This is a genomic window from Streptomyces sp. NPDC093252 (assembly GCF_040683675.1).
GTDB lineage: Bacteria > Actinomycetota > Actinomycetes > Streptomycetales > Streptomycetaceae > Streptomyces.
Window position 1 is genome coordinate 389,201 of record NZ_JBFBEM010000007.1, and the last position, 23,235, is coordinate 412,435.

A 23,235-nucleotide genomic window follows, 5' to 3' on the forward strand; every position below is an offset into this window, starting at 1 on the left:
CTGGGGCCATGCACCCGCCCCTTCCCCCGCCACCGCCCCTCACCGACCCGGCCGCCCCCACCCGCCGGGTGCTGGTCGTGGACGACGACCCCACCGTCTCCGAGGTGGTCGCCGGATACCTGGACCGCGCCGGCTACCTCGTGGACCGGGCCGGTGACGGGCCCGGCGCGCTCGCCACCGCCGCCGCCCACCGGCCCGACCTGGTCGTCCTGGATCTGATGCTGCCCGGCATGGACGGTCTGGAGGTGTGCCGCAGACTGCGCGGCGCCGGGCCCGTCCCGGTCATCATGCTCACCGCGCGCGGCGACGAGGAGGACCGCGTCCTCGGCCTGGAGATCGGCGCCGACGACTATGTCACCAAGCCGTTCAGCCCCCGGGAACTCGTCCTGCGCGTCGGGTCCGTCCTGCGCCGCGCCCGCCCTGGCCCCGCCGGGCGCCCGCTCGGCGCGGCCGGGCTCCGCCTCGATCCCGCCGCCCGCCGGGCCGTCAAGCACGGCACCGAACTCGCCCTCACCCTGCGCGAGTTCGACCTCCTCGCCTTCTTCCTGGCGCATCCCGGGCGGGCGTTCAGCCGGGAGGATCTGATGCGGGAGGTGTGGGGCTGGGACTTCGGTGATCTGTCCACCGTCACCGTCCATGTCCGGCGGCTGCGCGGCAAGGTCGAGGACGACCCCGCCCACCCCCGGCTGATCCGGACGGTGTGGGGCGTCGGCTACCGCTTCGAGCCGGACCCCGACCCCCTCGGCCACCTCGATCCCCTCGGCCACCCCGGGCACCCTCCCGTCCCCGGGCACCCTCCCGTCCCCGACCCCGGCCACCTCGGCCCCGCTGCCGACCACCCGGGCCCCTTGCCTGCCCCTGCCCCTGCCCCCGGAGCCGCTCCTGCCCCCGCTGCCGCTCCTGTCCTCGCTGCCGACCCCGACCCCGAAGGTCCCGACCCCGAAGGCGCCGACCGTGCGTGACACCCTCCTCATCGCCGCCTACGCCTTCGCCGGTGCCGCCCTCTCCGGGCTGGCCGGTGCCGCCGTGCTGCGGCTGATCCGGCGCCGGTCGCTCACCGCCTCCCTGACCGTGGTCGCGGTGGTCGGCGTGGTCGCGATGCTCTCCGGCACCCTGGTCGTGGCCTGGGCGATGTTCCTGTCCCCGCACGATCTGACCGTGGTCACCACCGTCGTGGTGATGGCGGCAGCCGTCTCCCTGCCCACCGCGCTGGTGCTGGGCCGCTGGGTGGTCGCCCGCAGCCGTGAACTGACCGTCGCCGCCCGCTCGTTCGGCGACGGCGGCGCCTTCGCCGCCCCCGACGGCCCGGCCACCGCCGAACTCGACGCCCTCAGCCGCGAACTGGCCGCCACCAGCGCCCGGCTCGCCGAGTCCCGGGAGCGCGAACGCGCGCTGGAGACCTCACGCCGGGAACTCGTCGCCTGGATCTCGCACGATCTGCGCACCCCCCTCGCCGGGCTGCGCGCCATGGCGGAGGCCCTGGAGGACGGTGTCGCCGCCGACCCCGGCCGCTATCTCACCCGGATCCGCGCCGAGGTCGAACGCCTCGACGGCATGGTCGGCGACCTCTTCGAACTCTCCCGCATCCACGCCGGAACCCTCCCCCTCACCCCCTCCCGCATCTCCCTGTACGACCTGATCGGCGACGCCATCGCGGGCGCCGACCCGCTCGCCCGGCAGCACGGCGTCAAGCTGGTCGGGGAGCGGGTCGAGGCCGTACCGGTGGAGGTGGACGGCAGGGAGATGAGCCGGGTCCTGGGCAATCTGCTGGTCAACGCCATCCGCCGGACCCCGGCCGACGGCACCGTCGCGGTCGCCGCCGAACGCGCCGCCGACGGCGAGGTCGTGCTGTCCGTCACCGACGGCTGCGGCGGGATCAGCGAGGAGGATCTGCCCCGGGTCTTCGACACCGGCTGGCGCGGCACCGACGCCCGGACGCCCCCGGCGGGCGCGGGTCTCGGACTGGCCATCGTGCGCGGCATCGTCGAGGCCCACCAGGGCCGCGCCCGGGTCCGCAACATCCCGGGCGGCTGCCGCTTCGAGGTCATCCTGCCGACGGCGGCGCCCTGACCGGCCCGCCGAAGGCGACTCAGTCCGCTCAGTCCGCTCAGGTCGCTCAGTCCGCGCGCAGGTCCGCGTGGGCGAACTCGCGCATCCCCGAGGCGAAGCCGGTCTCCGGGCGCCAGTTGAGCGCGGCGCGCAGCCGCGACGAGTCGGCGGTGATGTGCCGGACGTCGCCGAGCCGGAACTCACCGGTGACGACGGGTTCCGGGCCCCCGTGGGCGGCGGCCAGGGCGCGGGCCGTCTCGCCGACGGTGTGCGGCTCACCGCTGCCGGTGTTGTAGACGGTCAGTTCGCCCGGCGCCGGGTCCGCCTCCAGGGCCAGCGCGTTGGCGGCGGCCACGTCCCGGACATGGACGAAGTCCCGCCGCTGCCCACCGTCCTCGAAGACCCGGGGGGACTCGCCCCGGGCGAGCGCCGAGCGGAAGAACGACGCCACCCCCGCGTACGGGGTGTCCCGGGGCATCCGCGGCCCGTACACATTGTGGTAGCGCAGCGACACCGCCGCACCGCCCGTCACCCGCGCCCAGGTGGCGCACAGATGCTCCTGGGCCAGCTTGCTCGCCGCGTACACATTGCGCGGGTCGGCCGGGGCGTCCTCGCCGACCAGGCCCGGGGCGAGTTCCCGGCCGCACTCCGGGCACAGCGGCTCGAACCGGCCCGCCGCGAGATCGGCGGCGGCCCGCGGCCCCGGCCGCACGACGCCGTGACCGGGGCAGGTGTACCGGCCCTCGCCGTACACCACCATCGAGCCCGCCAGCACCAGCCGCCGCACGCCCGCCCCCGCCATCGCGGCGACCAGCACGGCGGTGCCCAGGTCGTTGTGCGAGGCGTAGTCGGCGGCGTCCGCGACACCGTTCCCCAGTCCGACCTTCGCCGCCTGATGGCACACCGCGTCGACGCCCGCCAGCGCCCGCGCGACGGCGTCCGGATCGCGTACGTCGGCCGCCGGGTCGCGCCGGACGTCGTACACCACCGGTTCGTGCCCGCGGGCCCGCAGGGTGTCGACGACATGAGACCCGATGAACCCGGCACCGCCGGTGACCAGTACGCGCATACCGGTCAAGTTAGGCCCGCGCGGGCCCACCGCCCGGCGCAATGCCGGGCGTGTCACCGGGACGTAAGACCCCGCCCGGCGCCGCAGGGCCGGTCAGGCCGGTGCCGGGTGGCGCCGGGGGTCCAGGCGGCGCAGCAGCAGCGCGTTGAAGGTGACGATGATGGTGGAGGCGCTCATCAGCAGGGCCGCCCACTCCGGGCGCAGCACCAGGCCCAGGCTCGGATAGAGCGCCCCGGCGGCGACCGGGATGGCCAGCAGGTTGTAGATCGCGGCCCAGAACAGGTTCTGCTTGATCTTGCGGCGGACCGCGCGGGCGATCCGCAGCGCGTAGGCGACATCGGCCGGGTCGTCGCGGACCAGCACCACATCGGCGGTCTCCACCGCGACATCCGTCCCGGCGCCGATCGCGATGCCGACCTCCGCGCGGGCCAGCGCCGGGGCGTCGTTGACGCCGTCGCCGACCATCGCGACCTTGGCGCCGCCCCGCTGGAGCGCGGCGATCCGCTCCGCCTTGTCCCCGGGCAGCACATCGGAGATCACCTCGTCCACGCCGACCCCCCGGGCCACCGCGTGCGCGGTCGCGGCCCGGTCGCCGGTGAGCATCACCGCGGTGACCGCGTCCCGGCGCAGTTCGGCGACCGCGGTACGGGCCGACGCCCGGACCGTGTCCGACACCGCGACCACCCCCAGCGGCTTCCCGTCCGCCGCCACATACATCGCGGTCCTCCCGTCCGCCGCCAGTTGGTCGGCCGCCTCCGCCAGCGCCCGGTCCGCCACCCCCTCCCGCTCCAGCAGCCGCGCGTTCCCCAGCAGCACCCTGCGGCCGTCCACCACCGCGACCACCCCGTACCCCGGTACGGAGTCGAACGAGGCCGGCGGCTCCACCGTCCACCCCCGCTCCTGGGCCGCCGCCACGATCGCCGTGGCCAGCGGGTGCTGGGACGGCTGGTCGGCGCGGGCCGCGAGCCGCAGCACCGTCTCCTCGTCCACCCCTGGCGCCGGGACGACCTCGGTGACCGACGGCTTCCCCTCGGTCAGGGTTCCTGTCTTGTCGAAGACGACGGTGTCGATCGCCGCCGTGGCCTCCAGCGCGGTGGCGTTCTTGAACAGCACCCCGCCGCGCGCCCCCTGCCCGACGCCCACGGTGATCGCGGTCGGGGTGGCCAGCGCCAGCGCGTCCGGACAGGCGATGACCACCGCCGACACCGCCGCCGTCACGGCGAACCCGATGCCCTCGTCCCCGATCAGCGCCCACGCCAGGAACGTCACCACACCGGAGCCCAGGGCCAGATAGACGATGTACTTCCCGGCGGTGTCGGCCAGCCGCTGGGCCGGGGCCTTGGACGCCTGCGCGTTGCGCACCATCTGCACGATCCGGGCGAGCGCGGTGTCCGCGCCGACCGCCGTGGCGGTGAAGGTGAAGGCACCGGTGGTGTTGATGGTCCCGCCGACCACGGGCGAGCCCGCGGTCTTGGCCACCGGCAGCGGCTCCCCGCTGATCATCGACTCGTCGACATGGCTGGCCCCGTCCAGCACCGTCCCGTCCACCGGGACCTTCTCGCCGGGCCGGACGACCACCACATCCCCGGTGACGACCTGCTCCAGCGGCACCTCGGTCTCGGTGCCGTCCCGCCGGACCCGCGCGGTGGGCGGCGCCAGCGACAGCAGCGCCTCCACGGCCCGCCCGGTGGCGTAGCGGGAGCGCATCTCCAGCCAGTGCCCGATCAGGCTCAGGGTGGTCAGCATCGCCGCGGCCTCGAAGAACACGTCCTCGGCCCCGGCGAAGGTGGCGAACACGGAGTAGACGTACGCCACGAGGATGCCGGTCGCGATCAGCGTCATCATCGTCACCTCGCCCTGGCGCAGCGACCGCCACGCCGAGGAGATGAAGATCCAGCCGCCCCAGAGCACCACCGGCGTCCCCAGGATCAGCCCGAACCACGCCATCGGCAGCCCGAACGGCGGGTCCGCGGTGAAGCCGACGCTGTGCCCGATCGGCGAGTACAGCACGATCGGCACGGTCAGGACGGCGCAGACGAGGAACCGGCGGAACATGTCCCGCACCATGGAGGCACCGTGCCCGGCGTGTTCGTCGTGATCGCCGTGCGCGGTGTGGTCGTCATCCTCGCCGTGCCCGGTGTGGTCGCCGTGCTCGCCGTGCCCGCCGTGCCCGGCGTGCTCCTCGTGTCCCGCATGCTCGGCGTGCCCGTCCTCGGTGCCGTGCTGCCGGTCGGCCGTGCCCACCGCCGGGTGGCCCGGCTGGCAGCACGAGTCCGGGCAGTCCTCGCACACGCACCCGTACCCCCGCTCCGACAGCGCGGCGGCGAGCCGGCGGGGGTCGGTCCGCTCCGGGTCGTACCGCACATGGGCCACCGAGCGGGTCCGGTCGAGGTGGACGGAGTGCACCCCGGGGAGGGTCTCCAGGCCGCTTTCCAGGGCGGCCAGTTCCGTCCCGCAGGAACAGTCGGACAGATCGATCTCGGTCACTGCCAAGGTCACATCGGCGTCTCCCATGGGCACGACAATACCCCTCAGGGGTATTCCGGCAAGGCGGGAGGCAGCCCCAGACAACCGGGCCCGTCCACCCGGCCGTCGAGGTCGGCGGCGAGTTCGTCCCGCCAGTACGGGGATATCCGCTCCTGGAGGATCAGGCCCGCGGCGGTCGTCAGCGGGAGCCGGATGAACGCCGACAGCGCCTGCGCGGCCCGCTCCCGCGCGGACCAGGCGAAACAGTCGTCCTGGGTGACCCGGACCGGCTCCGCCGACCAGGGCGGGGTGAGCAGGCGCTGCGCGGCCCGGGTCTCCGCGGCGAGGGTGCGCAGCCGCAGATCGAGCGGGTCGTCCGGCGCGAGCGGGACTTCGGTGTCCCGGCGCACCAGCACCAGGGCGTGGGCGATCTCCGGGTAGGTGTCCAGCCGGGTCTCCCCGGCCAGCCGCGCGAGCTGGGCCGCGAAGGCGGTACGCAGCCGCCGGGGTTCGGTCCGCTCGAACAGCCCGGCCAGGTCGTACTGGCGCACCTCGGTCAGGGACAGGCGGCGATACGGCTCCAGGTCGTCCAGGTGGGGGAGGAGGAGCGCGCTCGGCAGGTCCCCGGCAGGGAGCGGGGGGAGCGCGATGCCGTGCTCCCGGGTCAGCTCCGTCAGCAGCCGGGTGTACGCGGCGGCGGCGTCCGGCCAGGGCTCGAAGCCGGGCAGGCTCCTCAGATGGGCGCCGGCCGGGCCGATGATCTGATGGGAGTCCCCCTCGCGGGGTGCCTCGACGCTCCGGCCCTCTTCGGGGCGGAGGGCGCCGTCCTCGGCGACGGTGACGGCCACCCTGGGGCCGAGCATGGTCAGCGCCAGCGCGCGGGTGCCCGCCGACACCAGCCGCAGCACCTCCGGCCTGGGGAACTGCGCGATGCCGGACTCCTGCACGGCGTAGGCCCACTCCCCGGCCCGGCCCGCCCGGACCAGGGGTCGGCCCACGGCCCAGAGGGACGCCCCGGAGCGCACCGCTCCCCGCCGGGTGCGTGGACGGACGGTACCGGGCAGCGCGCCCAGCCGGCGCAGCAGTTCGGCGGGGGACAGACCCCGGGCGAGAAGGATGTCCGGCTGCTCGGGGAGGGGCGGTGAGGTGGGGAAAGGGACAGGCTTCACGGAGGGGGAGGCGGGGGCGGAAGCGGAGACGAAGACGGATGAGGCTGCGGATGCGGATGCGGATGCGGAGATGAAGGGCGGTGCGCTGCCCATGGGCGTATCGGCGGGCTCGGGAGCCGTTTCCGGTTCGGTCGCCGCCTCCGCCAGGGCCAGCGCCGATACCGGGTCCGGGATGATGTCCTGCTCGTCCTCCCACCGCAGCGCGCCCTCCGCCGCGATCGGGATCCGGTGATGGAACGCGCGCCCGTCCCGCAGGGCGTCCGCGAGGTCGGTCAGCAGATGGCGGAAGGTGGGCCACTCGGTGAAGCCGGCCGCGTCCTCGTCGAAGTAGCGGCCCGGACGGCCGTGGTGGGGGCCGGGGCGGCAGGTGACGAAGAGGCCGTCGGAGGACTGCCAGCCGATGCCGAGGGTGAGCAGCAGCCACTTGGGGTGCCAGAAGGCGGTCAGTTGGTGTGCGTCGTTCTCGTCGTCGTTCTCGTCGTCCGTGTTGAGGTCGGCGAACTGCTCCCCGATCCGGCGCAGGGACAGGGTCCGGTCCACGATGTCCGCGACGCGGGACAGGGGGCCGTAGTAGGACAGCTCCAGTGTTCCGTCGGCGAGTTCCACCCCGTCGTGGCGGCGCAGCGAGGCGGCCACGTCGTCGGGGAGGGTGACGCCCAGGGTGCGCTGGGCGGCCTCGATGTCGGCGGCGGAGGCCGGGGGCCGCAGGCGGGCAAGGGTGACGGGGGCATGCCGGGACAGCCAGTCCTCGATCCGGTCCCAGGACTCCCCGACGGTCGCGATGCTCATGCCCACCGAGCGTAGAACCCGGCACTGACAACGCCTCGGACAGTGCCTCGGACAACGCCTCAGACCCGCGGATGCAGGGGGCAGGAGCGTGGGCGCGGGGCCGGGATCGGGAGGGTGAGGGAGAGGCTGGTGACCGGGGGCAGGCTCCACGCCTGGCGGATGTCGCCGATCAGGGGACGGGCGCTGTAGGAGGAGACGGACAGTTCGAGCCGGGCCTCCGCGAGCGACTGGGGGTCACCGGCCGCGCCGTTCGCCAGGGCCTGGCCGCTGCGCTGGTCGAAGGCGGGGGCGGCGAAGATCTGGAGCAGGGTCAGGGCGAAGTAGGTGTAGACGGACGCCTCGTGGATCAGGGCCGCGCTGTCGGCGGGCAGCGCGGGGACGGCGGGGACCCCGGGGGCGGACCGCGCGGAGAAGCGCTCCAGGGACCGGGTCACCGCGTCGGCGTCGCAGGCGCAGGCCGAACGCAGTCGGGCCGTCAGTTGCCGGTAGGCGCCGAGCACGTCCGCGCTCTCCTGCGACCACTGCTGCTTGGCCAGCAGGGTGTGATACCCGGCGAGGGTGTCGGTCAGCTCCTCCAGGATCAGCCGGCGGGAGATGTCGGTCAGCTCCATGGAACTGGTCCGCTCGTGCATCTCCATGACCCGGCGCCCGTAGCGGATCAGATCGCGCGGCACCCCGCCGGACAGCGCGTGCGAGAGCAGGACGTACGGCGGGGTCAGGCCCGGCGCCCGCCGGTCCATGATGGCCCGCGACTCGGCGAGGTCAGCGGGCTGGACATGCACGATGTCGTCCAGCGAACTGTCCGTGGCGTCCCGGTGCGGCAGCCCGCGCCGGACGAAGGCGGCGCCGACATCCTCGGCGACCGAGATCAGGTAGTACACGTGCGGCACCCCCAGGATCGCCTTGATCTCGCTGAGGAACGCCCGCGCCTGGAGGTCCGAGCCGAGCCGGTCGAGTTCGTCGAGGGCGATCACCGTACGGTGGCCCTCCGCGCGGACCTGGTCGGCGATGGCGGTGAGCAGCGCCCTGAAGTCGTCCACGAGTTCGGGGAAGTTCGGCGGGATCGTGGACAGCGACGAGGTGTGGGTGCCGGTGACGGCGGCGAGCTGGGCGGCGCCGGGGGCGATGGCGGCGGTCGTGGTCTGCACGGTCTTCAGGTGGTAGAGCTGGTCGCGGCAGCGGGTGACCAGCGGGGGTTCGGGTTCGCGGGCGGTCCAGGAGGAGAGCGCCAGCAGCAGGCCGCCCGCCGTCAGACAGAGCAGCCGGGTCGGGTTGTCCGGGTCCAGGAACAGCGCGACCGCCTCGTCGTTGCGGCGGAATACGTAGACGAAGGCCACCAGGGCGGCCAGCGCCGCCGGGGAGTACAGCCACCGGGCCGGGAACGTCCGCCCGCCCAGCCGGTACTCGACCTCCACATACCCGACCAGCCACAGCAGCAGGGCGATCAGCAGCAGCGCCAGTTCGCCGCTCAGGAACACCACGTTGTTGGCCACCGCCACGGCGTGCCGCCGCACCTCGGCGTCCCAGGGGACGGAAACGACCGTGCCGATCAGCAGCGCCGCACCGGTCAGCCGGACCAGGTTGCGCGGCGCCCGGCGCAGATGGCGGCGCCAGCGCGCGGAGCGCCGTACCTGCCAGATCAGCAGCCCGGCGAGGGCGAGGAGCAGACCGGCGCCCAGGTTGTCGCCCCGCCAGACGTCCAGGACCAGTCCGGTCGCCCGGTCGGCCACCGTGTCGGCGTGGGAGCGGACCGTCCCGTCGTACCGCCCCCACAGGGAGCGGGAGGTGGCGAACAGGCCGAGGACGAGCAGCCCGGCGGCGAGGACCGCGAAGAACGCCCGGCGCCGCAGCCCGCGCAGCGCCCGGCCCAGCCTGCGGCGCGCGCGGACCAGCCCGGACAGCCGGGTGAACTCGGGGACCGGGTAGTCCTCGCGCCGGATGTACTGCTCGCAGACCCGGCCGAAGAGGAACAGCAGGAAGTCGTGCGGGGCGTAGGTGGCGGGGATGTGCGCGGACACCGAGAAGTCGCCGTCCTCGACCGCGCCGCGCAGCAGCGTCGTCTTGCCCGACCCGCGGGGCCCGCACACCGCGATGGTGCCGCCCTCCAGGATCGCCAGCTTGCGCCGCAGTTCGCGCGCGGCGCCGCCCGGCACCACATACCCGCCGCTCTGCGGGGCGCGCAGCCCGTCGTAGCTGTCGGGCAGCAGCACACTGTGCGGATCGTCACCGAGCAGCGCCTCCACGACGAGGAGGACGACCGGGGCGGTCCCCGTCACCCGGAGATCGTTCTCCCAGCGCCGCAGTTCCACACCGGCGTTGAACTGCTGCGGCTTGGCCACCAGGACGGCCCGCACCAGGATCACCTGGGCCAGCAGATGGGCCTCGGACGGCGCGGAGCCGGTGGCCCAGGCCATGAGAACGCCGAACAGCGCGCTGGTGAGGGCGACGAGACCGGCCGTCGGCCACACCGCGCCGTCGAAGAGGGCCTCGGAGACACCGGCGAGGATGGTGGCCAGCATCAGGGCGCCCCCGAGCCACACCAGCACCGAGCGCACATCGAACCCGAGTTCGATCCGGGCCCGTGCGAACGAGGTCCTGGTCTCCTCCAGCCGGTCCGCGGCAGCCCGGTACTTGGCCCGGGTCCCCTCGCACGGCGCCAGCGCCCGCGCCGTGTTCGCCTGCCCGCGCATCGCCGTCCGGACGGCGTCGGCGGTGACCCCGGGCCGGGAGTCCAGACGGCGCTGGATGCGGGGTTCGGCGAGGCACGCCTCGACGGTCCGCCGGTAGACGGTCTCCTCGGCGGGGTCCGTCCAGACGAAGTCCGTGTCGGCGGCGGGCCCGCCCGGTGCTCCGGCGGGCGCGGGCTGGATCGTCGGGTTCGCCATGCGTACCGTCCCCCCTCGTGGCGTGCGCGGGGCCAGAGTGTAGTGCGAACGGCCGTCGTGCCAGGGTGGGTTGGGGGACAGGACGTGTTGCGGACGGGATCTGTCCGCGATGCTCGGTAGTTTCCTGGTCAGACCCGGTGGGATCCGGCGGGATCCGGCCCGGGGTGGCCGGGCGAGGCACGACGGACAACGACGGAGGACAAGGGAATGCGACGGAGGCGGCGGAGATGAACGACAGGACAGCGGCACCGGCCACGACGGGCCCGGCCGCGGCCGGACGCGCCCGACCCCCCGTCCTCACCCCCCGTGCCCTCAACCGCGCCACCCTCGCCCGGCAACTCCTGCTCACCAGGGCGCCGATGACCCCCCTGGACGCCGTCACGCATCTCGTCGGGCTCCAGGCGCAGGAGGTGAAACCGCCGTACTACGCGCTCGCCGCCCGGCTGGAGGGATTCGCCCCGGAACAGCTCTCCACCCTCCTCGGGGAGCGGGCCGTCGTCCGGATGGCCACCCTGCGCTCCACCATCCACCTCCACACCGGCGACGACGCGCTGACGGTACGGCCGTTCGCGCAGGGCGCGCTGGACCGGGAGGTGAAGATGTTCCGCAAGGGGCTGGTCGGGGTCGACCTGGAGCGGCTCGTGGTCCTCGCCCGGGAACTGGTCGAGGCGGAGCCCCGCACCATGCGGCAGGTCCGGGACGCGCTGGGCACGCACTGGCCGGACGCCGACCCGCAGTCCCTGTCCGTCGCGGCCCGCTGTCTGCTGCCGCTGGTGCAGGTCACCCCGCGCGGGATGTGGGGGCAGAGCAAGCAGGTCGCCGTCACCACCGTCGAGCACTGGCTGGACCGGCCCGCGCTGCCCGCCCCCGCCCGCCAGGACATGGTGCTGCGCTATCTCGCCGCCTTCGGGCCCGCCTCCGTCAAGGACATGCAGCACTGGTGCGGGCTGACCCGGCTGCGGGACGCCTTCGAGAGCCTGCGCCCCGAGCTGATCACCTTCCACGACCAGCACGGCGTGGAACTGTTCGACCTGCCCGACGCGCCCCGCCCTGACGCCGGGACACCCGCGCCGCCGCGCTTCCTGCCCGAGTTCGACAACGCCCTGCTCTCCCACGCCGACCGCACCCGGGTGCTGCCCGCCGTCCACCACGGCCGCACCTGGCAGGTCAACACCCCCTACTGCCCGCTCCTCGTGGACGGCTTCCTGGTCGGCGTCTGGGGCCTGACCGCCGACGCCCTGGTGATCGAACTCTTCGACCAACTCGGCAAGGAGCGGCGCGACGAGGTGGTGGAGGAGGGGGCGCGGATGCTGGCGGCGGTCCACCCGGGGGCGGGGCACGACATCCGCTTCGGCACGGTCATCCCCGACTAGCCGCGAGGTCGCGGGGACATGGAGAGGGGGCGCTGCGGGCCGCTCGTGGAGGCCCGCAGCGCCCCCTGGTCTTGCACCTGAGGGATACTCAGGAGTACGGGGAGCAGTGGTTCTTCTTCCGTACCGGTGGTGCCGAACCGTTCACGCGGTCACCGGCAGCGCGCGCACGGCCGTCACCGGTTACGAGTTGATCTGGGTGGTGACCAGGCTGGAGAAGGTCGTCAGCCGGGTGTACACCCCCGGGTACCCGGCCCGCGCGCACCCGTCGCCCCAGGACGTGATGCCCGCCAGCCGTCCGCCGATCACCAGCGGGCCGCCGCTGTCGCCCTGGCAGGTGTCCACCCCGCCGCTGGTCAGACCGGCGCACACCATGTCACCGGCGACGAACCGGGTGCCGTAGGAGGTGCGGCAACTGGTGTCGGAGACCGTGGGGACGGTCGCGGTGCGCAGTTGGTTGGAGGAGGCGCCGCCCTCGCGGGTGGTGCCCCAGCCCAGCACCCGGGCCGTGGCACCGGCCGCGTACACCCCGGTGTCCGTGGGGGCGACGTACGGGATGGTGGTGTACGGCATCGACGTCGACAGGGTCAGTACGGCGATGTCGTCGCCGCTGGTGACGCTGCGGTAGTCGGGGTGGATCCAGATCCGGCTGACCCGGGCGACGGTGCCGTTGGTGCCGTTGAGGTAGGTGCGCCCGCCGACCACCCGCACACTGCTGGTGGTCTCGCCGACCATGCAGTGCGCGGCGGTGACCACCTTGGTGGGCGTGACCAGGGTGCCGCCGCAGAACTGGTTCTGCGAGGCATCCGTGATCTGCATGACGTACGGATACGCCGTGGTGGTCGTGGTGGTTCCGCCCACAATGGGGGCGGGGGCGGCGACGGCGGGCGCGCCCACGAGCGCGGTCGCGGCGGCGGCGGTACAGGCCGCGAGGGTGAGGGCGGTCTTTCTGGCACGGTTGAGCCCGAACATGGGTCTCCTCAGGTTGCCGGTGGGGGGTCGCGCGGGGGTGGGGGGTGAGCACGAGGGTGGTGGACCGGCCCTCGTGTGCCCGGCGAGCGGTACGGGCCTACCGTAGGGGCCGCAATCACCGACGCCCAATGAGGGAGTCCCCTAGGGGAGTTGAACAGGGTTAACCCTCGGTCAGGTGTGCGAGCGGATGGCTTTTCGGGTGCGGGTGGGAGGGTGGCTGGTCGCGCAGTTCCTCCCCCAGAGGGGGTACCCCCAGCGCCCCTGAGGACGTTGAGGTCGCGTGAGTCACAAGCAGAGCTAGCTGCCACCCCCTAGGGGCGCGGGGAACTGCGCGAGCAACCCACCACGACCCGCACCCGACTCCGCGCCCCCGGGGGCCGCTGAAGTTGGCCCGCGCGCGAACGTCCCCAGGGGCGCGGGGAACTGCGCGACCAGCCCCCACGCACCCGCACCCGCACCCGAATCCGCACCCGCACCCAATTCCCGATCTACCGCCGGGGGCTCCCCGCCGCCAACCGCACAATATCCACCCGCGACCGAATCCCCAGCTTGCGGTACACCCGGGTCAGTGTCGCCTCGACCGTCTTCACGCTGATGAAGAGCCGCCCCGCGATCTCCCGGTTGGTGGCCCCCTCCATCACCAGCGCCGCCACCTGACGCTCCATCGCCGCCAGGCCCGCCAGCGCGTCCAGCACCGGCGGAGCCGGCGGCTCGGCCGGATCCGACGCCGCCGCCTCCTCGACCTGCCGCAGCCACGGCATCGCCCGGCACCGCCGGAACAGCCGCGCCGCCTCGTCGTACGACGTGGGACCGGGGCGCCCGGTGCGCAGCCGGGCCAGGGCGAACGCGGCCCGCGCCTCCTCCAGCCCGTACCCCAGCTTCGCCAGCCGGTCCTGCACGGACGTCAACTGGGCCAGCGCCGCGTCCCGTTCCCCGCGTGCCGCCCGCACCAGGGCCTCCGCCCGGTCCAGCACCGCGAGCACGCTCTCCCGGCCCAGCCGCAGCGCCTGCACCCGGGTGACATCGATGACGTCCTGCGCCTCGCCGGTCTCCCCGATCCGCACCAGCGCCTCCGCCAGATCACCCTGCCAGCGCCCCCGCGCCGGGTCGGTGATGCCGATACCGATCTCCAGCTCCCGCACCCGCCGCAGCGCCCGTACCGCCTCCGCCGCGTCCCCGGCGACCAGATGGGCGTGGCCGAGGGCGCCCAGCGCGCGGGAGAGGTACATGACGTCGCCGTCCTCCTCCGCCCGCTCCGCCGCCTCCCGGGCCAGCGCCAGGGCCCGGCCGGTCTCCCCGCCCGCCGCCTCCGCCAGCGAGGTCAGCATCGCGCTGGCGCCCTCGCCGATCCCGGCGTCCCGGGCCAGCCGCAGGCTCTCGCGGGCCAGGTCCAGGGCCCGGCCGCAGTGCCCGGAGCGCAGCTCGGTCTCGGCGAGGAAACGGACGTAGTGCACCTCGCTCTCGGCGATGCCGCGCCGCCGGACCTCGCGCAGCAGCGTCATCACCGTCGTCCGCGCCTCGGCGAGCTGATCGCTCATGATCAGCCAGCGGAAGCGGACCGCGCCGATGCCGTTGTGGTCGACGGCGACCCTCGGGTCCTGCGGCTCGCGCATCGCCCGCTTGATGGTGGCCGGGGCGTCCGGGTGGCCCATCAGGGTCTCCATATGGGCCTGAAAGGCGAGGGCGAGCAGCTCGGTGCGCCGGTCCGCGGCCTTCGCCGCCAGCCGGGCCGCGTGCGCCGCCTCCTCCCGGCCCCGGTCCATCTCGCCCTCCACCAGCAGCGCCCGCCAGGCGAGCTGGTAGCGGACCAGGGCCAGCAGCCGGGGATCGTCGTCGGCGTCGGCCAGCGCCTGCGGGAACACCGCGTCGACCTTGCCCATCGCCTGCCCGGCCGCGTTGATCACCACGATCCAGGCCCGCACCCGGTCGGCCGGTGCCGTCGCCCGGGTCAGCACGTCCCGCGCGATGTCCCGGGCGAGATCGGTCTCCCCGCCGGTGATCGCGTCCTCCGCCGCCGTCAGCCGCCGCTCCTCCGGGCCGGGCTCCCCGTCGGCCGGGGTGTGCCGGGCCGCCAGCAGCCCCAGTGACGCGGCGACCGAGGGCGCGCCCCGGTCCCGGGCCAGCGCCGCCGCCTCCGCCAGCCGGGCCGCCGCCTCCGGGTCGGTGCCGGTGGTGGCCAGCGCCAGGTGCCGGGCCCGTTCGATGGGGTCGGACGCGGCCGTGGACAGCGCCGCGTGCGCGTCCCGCCGCTCCTGCGCCGACGCCTCCGCGTACAGCGCCGCCGAGATCAGCGGATGCGCGAACCGGACGGCCGGGCCCTCCGGCTCGGTCGCCAGCAGGCCCAGCGCCGCCGCCTGCGCGGTCTCCGCCTCCGCGTGGACCCGCCCGGCCGCGTGCAGCAGCGCGGTGGTGGGGCGGGCGCCCGCGCTGGCCACCAGCAGGGTGTGCCGGGCGTCGGCGGACAGCATGTCCAGCCGGTGCAGCACCAGCGCGCGCAGCGAGGTCGGCACCGGCAGCGGCTCCCCGGGGCGCGGCGGGGTCGGGCTCTCGGCGAGGGCCCGGCCCAGCTCCAGCGCGAACAGCGGGTTCCCGCCACTGGTGCGATGGATGTCCCGGACCGTGGAGCGCAGCAGCGCCGGGTAGCCGCGCTCGTCCAGCAGCGCGGACACCTGGGTCCGGGTCAGCGGGCCGAGCCGCAGGGCGAGGGTGTCGGGCGGGGACGCGCGTAGATGGTCGTCGTACTCCTGTCCCTCGGTGCGGGCCGCGCAGAGCACCTGGACCGGGAAGTCGCCGAGGCGGCGGGCGGCGAAGCCGAGGAGTTCGGCACTGGCCGGATCCAGCCACTGGAGATCGTCGGCGACCACCAGGACCGGGCCCTCGGCGGCCAGCGCGCGCAGCGCGGACAGCACCGCGAGGCGCAGCGCAAGACCGTCCCGCTGGAGGGTGGACTCGCCGCGGCCGGTGAGCGCCGACTCCAGCGCCGTGCGCTGCGCGTCCGGCATCTTTCCGGCCACCTCGTCCAGGACCAGCCCGAGCAGATCGGCGAGCGCGAGGAACGGCAGATGCGACTCCGACTCGGTCGCCGAGCAGCGCAGCACGGTCCGGGCGGACTCCCCGTACTCGGCGGCCAGGGCCCGCAGCACCGTCGATTTCCCGATCCCGGCGGGACCGTGCAGCAGCACGCTGCCGCCGCGCCCGAACTGCTCCCGCGCGGCCGAGAACAGCTCCTCCCGCCCGATGACCAGGTCGGGGCGGCACCTCGCAGGCTCCTGGAAGTCCCGTCGCACGGTCACCGCTCCCTCCGAGGGTCGTGTTCCGCCAAATTCTAGGCAACGCGTCGTTGAAATCCGGAGGCGTGCGGTGGTGAGGGAAATTACAGCGTGCATCACGATTGAACCGGTGAGACGTGGCTCACAGCCCCATCTTCCCAGGGGCGGCACAGCGCCGTCCCGGCAATCGCACAGCGGGGACGGTTCCACCCCCGTTCCGGGGACGGTTCCACCTCCGATCCGGGGTAGTGAGACCCGCGTCACGGATTGCCCGACGGCAGCGAGCCACCCGGCGTCAGGTCCGGGTTTCCAGGAGGACGACGACCATGAGCACGGCGACGAGTGCGGCGGACGCGACCGGGGAGTTCCGGGCCGCCCGGGACTTCCTGCTCCGGCACCGCGAGGACTACCCCACGGCCCACGAGGGCTTCCGCTGGCCCCGGCCCGACCACTTCAACTGGGCCCTGGACTGGTTCGACGTGATCGCCGAGGGCAATGCCCGGACCGCCCTGCACATCGTCGAGGAGGACGGCCGCGACACCCGGCTGTCCTTCGCCGAGCTGTCCGAGCGCTCCGACGGCTTCGCCAACTGGCTGCGCGCCCGGGGCGTCGCCGCCGGGGACCGGATCCTGGTCATGCTCGGCAACCAGGCGGAGCTGTGGCTGACCGCGCTCGCCGCGATGAAGCTGCGGGCCGTCGTGATCCCCGCCACCCCGCTGCTCGGCCCCGCCGATCTGCGCGACCGCGTCGAGCGCGGCCGGGTCAGCCATGTGATCGCCCGCGCCGAGGACACCGCCAAGTTCGCCGACGTACCCGGCGACTACACCCGGATCGCCACCGGCCCCGCCCCGGACGGCTGGCTGCCCTACGACGAGGCCCACCAGGCGCCGCCCGCCACCTTCACCCCCGACGGCCCGACCCGCGCCGACGACCCCCTGATGCTCTACTTCACCTCGGGCACCACCGCCCGCCCCAAACTGGTCGAGCACACCCATGTCTCCTACCCGGTCGGCCATCTGTCGACCATGTACTGGATCGGTCTGCGCCCCGGCGACATCCACCTCAACATCTCCTCGCCCGGCTGGGCCAAGCACGCCTGGTCCAACCTCTTCGCCCCCTGGAACGCCGAGGCGACCGTGTACCTCCTCAACTACACCCGCTTCGACGCGGCCCGGCTGATGACCGAGATGGACCGGGCCGGGGTCACCACCTTCTGCGCCCCGCCGACCGTCTGGCGGATGCTCATCCAGGCCGACCTGACCCAACTGCGCACCCCGCCCCGGGAGGCCGTGGCCGCCGGGGAGCCGCTCAACCCCGAGGTGATCGAGCAGGTCCGCCGCGCCTGGGGCGTCACGGTCCGGGACGGTTTCGGCCAGACCGAGACCGCCGTCCAGGTCGCCAACAGCCCCGGCCAGCCCCTCAAGACCGGCTCCATGGGCCGCCCGAGCCCCGGCTACCGGGTCGCCCTGCTCGACCCGGCCACCGGCGCCCCCGGCGACGAGGGCGAGATCGCCCTCGACCTGACCGGCCCCGGCGGCCCCCCGGTCGGCCTGATGACCGGCTACCACGGCGACCCGGACCGCACGGCGGAGGTGATGGCCGGGGGGTACTACCGGACCGGTGACATCGGCAGCCGGGATGAAGAGGGATATGTCAGGTATGTCGGGCGAGTGGATGAGGTATTCAAAGCCTCCGACTACAAGATCTCCCCCTTCGAGCTGGAGAGCGCCCTGCTGGAGCACCCCGCCGTCGCCGAGGCGGCCGTCGTGCCCGCGCCGGACCCGGTGCGGCTCGCGGTGCCGAAGGCGTACATCGTGCTGGCGGAGGGGTGGGACCCCGGGCCCGGCACCGCGAAGGCCCTGTTCGAGCACTCCCGCGAGACGCTGGCCCCGTACCAGCGGATCCGCCGACTGGAGTTCGGGACGCTGCCGAAGACGGTGTCCGGGAAGATCCGCCGCGTCGAACTGCGCGAGGCGACGGCGACGGCGACGGCGTCGGCTTCGGCGTCGGCTTCGGCTTCGGGTCCCCCCTCGGCCTCGGGTTCGGCGGAGGAGTACCGGGAGGAGGACTTCCGCTGAAGCGGGCGGCTACGGGGTGTCCGCCCCCGTCTCCGTCCAGCGCTCCGCGACCGCGTTGACCGGCTGCGGAGTGCCCGTCAGGTCCAGGACGTAGAGCGGTACGCCCAACTCGTCCGCCCGCGTTCTGGCCCGGTCCTCGTAGCCCGCGAGGGAGAAGTAGACGCCGGACGCCGACGCGGTCAGGGCGGTCAGCCAGAGGCACTCGACATCCCGCAGGGACGCCGGACGGACCGTCGGGTCGACCTGGGCGAGGACACCGGGGGCGGTCAGGCCGATCCCGGCCGGCGGGGAGTGGTCGGCGCGGCGGACGCCGTCGTGTCCGAGCCAGTTCAGATAGCGGACGACGGTGGTGACCGCGTCCTTCGCCGTGCGGATGGTGACCGGGCGGAAGGCGGGGCGGCCACCGCCCCCGGCGCCCGCCGACGGCTCCTCGGCGACCGGCAGCCGCAGGGTCGTGCCGCAGGGGCAGCCCACATCCGGGCGGGGCCAGATGCCGACCCGCCCGCAGTCGCCGCACCGCGCGGGGACCCACTCCTCGTCCCAGACCCGGTGCGGCACCGGCCGGACCGTGCCGCGCGGATCCAGCGCGGGCGCCACCGCCGTACCGCAGACGCAGGGGTAGGACGGCGGGGTGTAGTGGTGGGCGCGGGCGCAGGCCGGGCAGTGCACCTCGATGCTCTGGGACATGGTCCGCCCTTCCGACTGCGTGCCGCTACCGCCCGGGGGGTCTCCATCGTGCTCCAGGCGGGGGCCGCTTGTCCGTCGGTTGTCTTGACTGCCCCGGCCACCCCTCCTACATTACTTCCAGATAGTAGAAAACAGTTTCCGTGATACGGAATATACGGGGACTGAACGAGGTGGAATCCGAAGGTAGTGAGAGATTCGGGGCGTGCTTACCGCGGGGCGCGACGGGAGTGCATCCGACAGGCGAAGCAGGAGTGCTCAATGGCTCGTATGACCGCTGCCCGCGCGGCAGTCGAGATCCTCAAGCGCGAAGGCGTCACCCAGGCGTTCGGTGTGCCGGGCGCGGCCATCAACCCCTTCTACGCGGCGCTCAAGGCGTCCGGCGGTGTCGCCCACACCCTCGCCCGCCATGTCGAGGGCGCCTCGCACATGGCCGAGGGCTACACCCGCACCGCGCCCGGCAACATCGGCGTCTGCATCGGCACGTCCGGCCCGGCCGGCACCGACATGATCACCGGGCTCTACTCGGCCATCGGTGACTCCATCCCGATCCTCTGCGTCACCGGCCAGGCCCCGACCGCGGTGATCCACAAGGAGGACTTCCAGGCCGTCGACATCGCGTCCATCGCCAAGCCGGTCACCAAGATGGCCGTCACCGTGCTGGAGGCGGCCCAGGTGCCCGGCGTCTTCCAGCAGGCGTTCCATCTGATGCGGTCCGGGCGGCCCGGCCCCGTGCTGATCGATCTGCCGCTCGATGTCCAGCTCACCGAGATCGAGTTCGACCCCGACACCTACGCCCCGCTGCCCGTCTACAAGCCGGTCGCGACCCGCCCCCAGATCGACAAGGCCCTCGCCCTCCTCGACGCCGCCGAGCGGCCCCTGATCGTCGCGGGCGGCGGGGTCATCAACGCCGACGCCTCCGCGCTGCTGGTGGAGTTCGCCGAACTGACCGGCGTCCCGGTCGTCCCGACGCTGATGGGCTGGGGCGTGCTCCCCGACGACCACGAGCTGAACGCCGGGATGGTCGGCCTCCAGACCTCGCACCGCTACGGCAACGCCACCTTCCTGGAGTCCGATTTCGTGCTCGGCATCGGCAACCGCTGGGCCAACCGCCACACCGGCCGCCTCGATGTCTACACCGCCGGGCGGACCTTCGTGCACATCGACATCGAACCCACCCAGATCGGCAGGATCTTCGCCCCGGACTACGGGATCGCCTCCGACGCCGGGGCCGCCCTCGCCCTCCTCCTGGAGGCCGCCCGGGAACTGAAGGCGGCGGGACGGCTCCCCGACCGCTCCGCCTGGGCCGCCGCCGCGCAGGAGAAGCGGGCCACCCTCCAGCGCCGCACCCACTTCGACGACATCCCCATCAAGCCGCAGCGGGTCTACGAGGAGATGAACAAGGCGTTCGGGCCCGACACCCGGTATGTCTCCACCATCGGCCTCTCCCAGATCGCCGGCGCCCAGATGCTCCATGTCTTCAAGCCGCGGCACTGGATCAACTGCGGTCAGGCGGGCCCCCTCGGCTGGACCGTCCCGGCCGCCCTCGGGGTCGCCACCGCCGACCCCGGGACCCTGGTCGTCGCCCTCTCCGGGGACTACGACTTCCAGTTCCTGATCGAGGAACTCGCCGTCGGCGCCCAGCACCGCATCCCCTACATCCATGTGCTGGTGAACAACGCCTACCTCGGTCTGATCCGGCAGGCCCAGCGCGCCTTCGACATCGACTTCCAGGTCAACCTGGAGTTCGAGAACCTCAACTCACCCGAACTCGGCGTCTACGGCGTCGACCATGTCAAGGTCGCCGAGGGGCTGGGCTGCAAGGCGATCCGGGTCACCGACCCCAACGAACTGGGCGCCGCGCTGGAGGAGGCGAAGAAGCTCGCCGCCGAGTTCCGGGTGCCGGTGGTGGTCGAGGCGATCCTGGAACGGGTCACCAACATCTCCATGTCCACGACGAACGACATCGGCAACGTGGTGGAGTTCGAGGAGATCGCCACCGAACCGGGGCACGCGCCCACCTCGATCCGGACACTGAAGGTCTGACCCCGGCGCGGCGCACCCACCTCGATCCGCACGCTGAAGGTCTGACCCCGGCGCGGCGCATCCAGCGGCCCCCGCCTCCCCTCTCACCCGGAGGGGGCGGGGGCTGTCCGCTGTCACGGCGACCTGTGGTGCTCCTCCGACAGCCCCGGCCACTCCTCCGGTCCGCCGCCCTGCCACTCGACCAGATCACTGCTTCCGACGTCCGTCACATAGTGGTCGGCCAGCCGGAGGATCTCGCCGACATCGTCCAGGTGCGAGGCGACCCCGAGGGTCTCGTCGCCCTCGGTGACCCGCCGGGTGCCGTCGAGGGCCGGGGCGTGGACGACGATCCGCGGGCGCGGCGATGGATGTGCCATGCCTTCAGGGTGCTGCCCGCACGGGCCGACCGCACCCCCCGCACGGCGGGAGACCCCCACCGGGGGAGATGGTTTCCAGCCATGTGCGCTAAACGGAGAAAGAGTCTCTTGTTAAATCCTCTAGAGGAATATAGTTTTCAACGTATCCCACCCCTGACATGAGGGGACGCGTCATGCACCGCGTACTCATGCTGTCCGGCTCGCTGCGCGAGGACTCGCTCAATTCCCGCCTGCTGCGCTGCCTTCCCCCACTCGCCCCCACCACCTTCGACTGGCGGTCCTGCGACGGCCTCGCCGAGCTTCCGCTCTACGACCAGGACGCCGACACCGCCACCCCACCTCCACCCGTCACCCGTCTGCGCCGGGCCCTCGCCGAGGCGGACGGACTGGTCATCGCCACCCCCGAGTTCAACCACTCCCTGCCGGGCGTGCTCAAGAACGCCATCGACTGGGCCTCCCGGCCCAAGGACGCCCCCGCCCTCACCGGCAAGGCGATCGTGGTGCTCACCGCCACCCCGGCCCGCGCCCGGGGCTACCGCGGGCTCGCCGACACCGCCGCGATGCTCAACGAACTCGGCAATATCGTCGTACCCCAGCCGCAGGTGGTCGTCCATCAGGCCCATCGCGCGCTGGCCGACGACGAGTTCGGCGCACCGCTGCTGCTGGACCGGGAGGCGGCCCGGCTGATCCGCGTCCAACTCCATGTGCTCGGCGATCTGCTCGCCCACGACCACGCGGGCACCCTGCTGCGCTCGATCCGCCGCCACTCCGCCCGCGCCACCGCACCCCAGCCACCGCCCCTGCCCGCCCCGGCCGCCTGATCACCCCCTCCCTTCTCGCGTCACCCCCTACCTCACCCCCTCACCCCTTAGCCCCACCCACGCCCGCCCGTGAGAGGTGACATGGATTCCCCCGCGGCCCTGGCCCCGCAATTGGCGCAGTACGAGAAATTCGCCATGAGCGGGGTGCACTGGCAGCCCTATGTCATGTACTTCAACCAGCCGGACTACCGTTCCCCCGTCCTCACCACCGATTCCCGGGGATTCCGTCTCTCCCACGGATTACGGGACGTCCCCCATTCACTCGGCGACCATCTCCCCGAGGGCCCGGTGAGCCTGCTGATGGGCGGTTCCTCGGCGTTCGGATTCGGCGCCGGATCCGATCGCACCACCCTCGCCTCCCTCCTCGGCCGGGAAACCGGAACCCCCTGGCTCAATCTCGCGGCGCCCGCCTTCAATTCCACCCAGGAAGTCCTGCTGTTCCTGCTGCACCGGCATCAACTGCCGCAGATCCGGGACGTCGTGATCTTCTCCGGGCTCAACAATCTCGTCCTCTCCGCGCTGCCCGGCGCCGACCGCGGATTCGGCCAGTTCTTCTTCTCCGGCGAGTTCTACGGCGAGTTGAGCGGGGCCGCCGTCCGGCGCGGTGCTGTGGCCGGCATCGCCCGTCCCCGTTCCGGGCTGCGCCGGCTGCTGTCCCGGTCCGGGCCGCCCGCGCAGCCCGAACCGCCGCTCGACCAGCGGGTGGCCACCGCCGCCGGAGCCCTGCGCAGGGATCTGGACCGGCTGCTGGAACTGCTCGCCCCGACCGGCGCCCGGGTGCGGTTCGCGCTCCAGCCCACCCTGCCCTGGAGCCGGAAGAAACCTTCCGCCGAGGAGAGCGTCCTGCTCCGCGAGGACGGCTCCCTGTGGTCCACGATGTGGGCCGGATTCCGCACCGCGCTCACCGAAGAGGCCCATGAGCGGTACGCCGAGGAGACCGCGCGCGTCTGCCGGGAACGCGGTGTCGACTTCCTCGATCTCAGTGCGGCCCTCGCCTCCCATCCGGACCGCGACGGCTGGCTGTTCGTCGATCCGGTGCACCTCAACGACCGCGGAAACGCGCTGGCCACCACGCTGCTGTGCGCCGCGTTCGGAATCGGCGCGCAGTCCCCGGAAGCGGCCGGAGCGGAAACCCTCCATGGCCCGGAACCCCTCCGTGGCCCGGCAGAGAAGGAGAGAACGCCATGATCCGCAAACTCCTCGACTTCTTCC

The 23,235-nt window shown here is 73.4% G+C and carries 15 protein-coding genes; 7 read left to right on the plus strand and 8 right to left on the minus strand.

Annotation, left to right across the window (positions count from 1 at the left end; genetic code table 11):
• Positions 1-8 precede the first annotated feature (8 nt).
• Together AB0O01_RS17520 and AB0O01_RS17525 are read left to right on the plus strand one after the other, a co-directional pair.
• Complete coding sequence (locus AB0O01_RS17520) at positions 9-962, plus strand: response regulator transcription factor (RefSeq protein ID WP_365314309.1); 954 nt, start codon at positions 9-11, stop codon at positions 960-962.
• Positions 955-2,070 (plus strand): HAMP domain-containing sensor histidine kinase, encoded by a 1,116-nt coding sequence (locus AB0O01_RS17525; RefSeq protein WP_365314311.1) that lies wholly within the window; start codon positions 955-957, stop codon positions 2,068-2,070. The genes AB0O01_RS17520 and AB0O01_RS17525 overlap by 8 nt, the downstream gene beginning before the upstream one ends.
• 46 nt (positions 2,071-2,116) lie before the next feature.
• Here AB0O01_RS17525 and AB0O01_RS17530 read toward each other — a convergent pair whose 3' ends face one another.
• From AB0O01_RS17530 to AB0O01_RS17545, 4 genes are all read right to left on the minus strand, one after another.
• The gene (locus AB0O01_RS17530) at positions 2,117-3,118 is read right to left on the minus strand and encodes an NAD-dependent epimerase/dehydratase family protein (protein ID WP_365314313.1); all 1,002 of its coding nucleotides are present in this window, start codon (positions 3,116-3,118) and stop codon (positions 2,117-2,119) included.
• Between the two features lie 93 nt (positions 3,119-3,211).
• Positions 3,212-5,632 (minus strand): heavy metal translocating P-type ATPase, encoded by a 2,421-nt coding sequence (locus AB0O01_RS17535; RefSeq protein ID WP_365314314.1) that lies wholly within the window; start codon positions 5,630-5,632, stop codon positions 3,212-3,214.
• Positions 5,633-5,649: 17 nt separating this feature from the next.
• Positions 5,650-7,542: an SMI1/KNR4 family protein gene (locus AB0O01_RS17540; protein ID WP_365314316.1), complete on the minus strand. Its 1,893-nt coding sequence runs from the start codon at positions 7,540-7,542 to the stop codon at positions 5,650-5,652.
• 59 nt (positions 7,543-7,601) lie between these two features.
• Positions 7,602-10,427, minus strand: a complete 2,826-nt coding sequence (locus tag AB0O01_RS17545; RefSeq protein WP_365314318.1) for a hypothetical protein — start codon at positions 10,425-10,427, stop codon at positions 7,602-7,604.
• A 227-nt stretch (positions 10,428-10,654) separates the two neighbouring features.
• Between AB0O01_RS17545 and AB0O01_RS17550 the strand changes: the two genes are divergently transcribed.
• Positions 10,655-11,800 (plus strand): winged helix DNA-binding domain-containing protein, encoded by a 1,146-nt coding sequence (locus tag AB0O01_RS17550; RefSeq protein WP_365314320.1) that lies wholly within the window; start codon positions 10,655-10,657, stop codon positions 11,798-11,800.
• A gap of 180 nt (positions 11,801-11,980) precedes the next feature.
• On the opposite strand, the gene AB0O01_RS17555 is transcribed toward AB0O01_RS17550, so the two are convergent.
• Together AB0O01_RS17555 and AB0O01_RS17560 are read right to left on the minus strand one after the other, a co-directional pair.
• Complete coding sequence (locus tag AB0O01_RS17555) at positions 11,981-12,769, minus strand: serine protease (protein ID WP_365314321.1); 789 nt, start codon at positions 12,767-12,769, stop codon at positions 11,981-11,983.
• A 488-nt stretch (positions 12,770-13,257) separates the two neighbouring features.
• The gene (locus AB0O01_RS17560) at positions 13,258-16,062 is read right to left on the minus strand and encodes an AAA family ATPase (RefSeq protein ID WP_365314323.1); all 2,805 of its coding nucleotides are present in this window, start codon (positions 16,060-16,062) and stop codon (positions 13,258-13,260) included.
• A gap of 302 nt (positions 16,063-16,364) precedes the next feature.
• Here AB0O01_RS17560 and AB0O01_RS17565 point away from each other — a divergent pair, with 302 nt between their 5' ends.
• On the plus strand, positions 16,365-18,116 hold the full coding sequence (locus tag AB0O01_RS17565) for an AMP-binding protein (RefSeq protein WP_365314325.1): 1,752 nt from the start codon (positions 16,365-16,367) through the stop codon (positions 18,114-18,116).
• Positions 18,117-18,125: 9 nt separating this feature from the next.
• Here AB0O01_RS17565 and AB0O01_RS17570 read toward each other — a convergent pair whose 3' ends face one another.
• The gene (locus AB0O01_RS17570) at positions 18,126-18,803 is read right to left on the minus strand and encodes a hypothetical protein (protein ID WP_365314327.1); all 678 of its coding nucleotides are present in this window, start codon (positions 18,801-18,803) and stop codon (positions 18,126-18,128) included.
• Between the two features lie 258 nt (positions 18,804-19,061).
• Between AB0O01_RS17570 and gcl the strand changes: the two genes are divergently transcribed.
• Positions 19,062-20,846: a glyoxylate carboligase gene (gene gcl, locus AB0O01_RS17575; RefSeq protein ID WP_365314329.1), complete on the plus strand. Its 1,785-nt coding sequence runs from the start codon at positions 19,062-19,064 to the stop codon at positions 20,844-20,846.
• Positions 20,847-20,959: 113 nt separating this feature from the next.
• Here the strand turns inward: gcl and AB0O01_RS17580 are convergent, their stop codons facing one another.
• Positions 20,960-21,202: a hypothetical protein gene (locus AB0O01_RS17580; RefSeq protein ID WP_365314331.1), complete on the minus strand. Its 243-nt coding sequence runs from the start codon at positions 21,200-21,202 to the stop codon at positions 20,960-20,962.
• Between the two features lie 173 nt (positions 21,203-21,375).
• Here AB0O01_RS17580 and AB0O01_RS17585 point away from each other — a divergent pair, with 173 nt between their 5' ends.
• Entirely contained in the window at positions 21,376-22,023 is a 648-nt protein-coding gene (locus AB0O01_RS17585) for an NAD(P)H-dependent oxidoreductase (protein WP_365314332.1), read from the plus strand.
• A gap of 81 nt (positions 22,024-22,104) precedes the next feature.
• A complete protein-coding gene (locus AB0O01_RS17590; protein ID WP_365314333.1) occupies positions 22,105-23,211 on the plus strand; it encodes an SGNH/GDSL hydrolase family protein in 1,107 nt (368 codons plus the stop codon).
• The last annotated feature ends 24 nt before the right edge of the window (positions 23,212-23,235 follow it).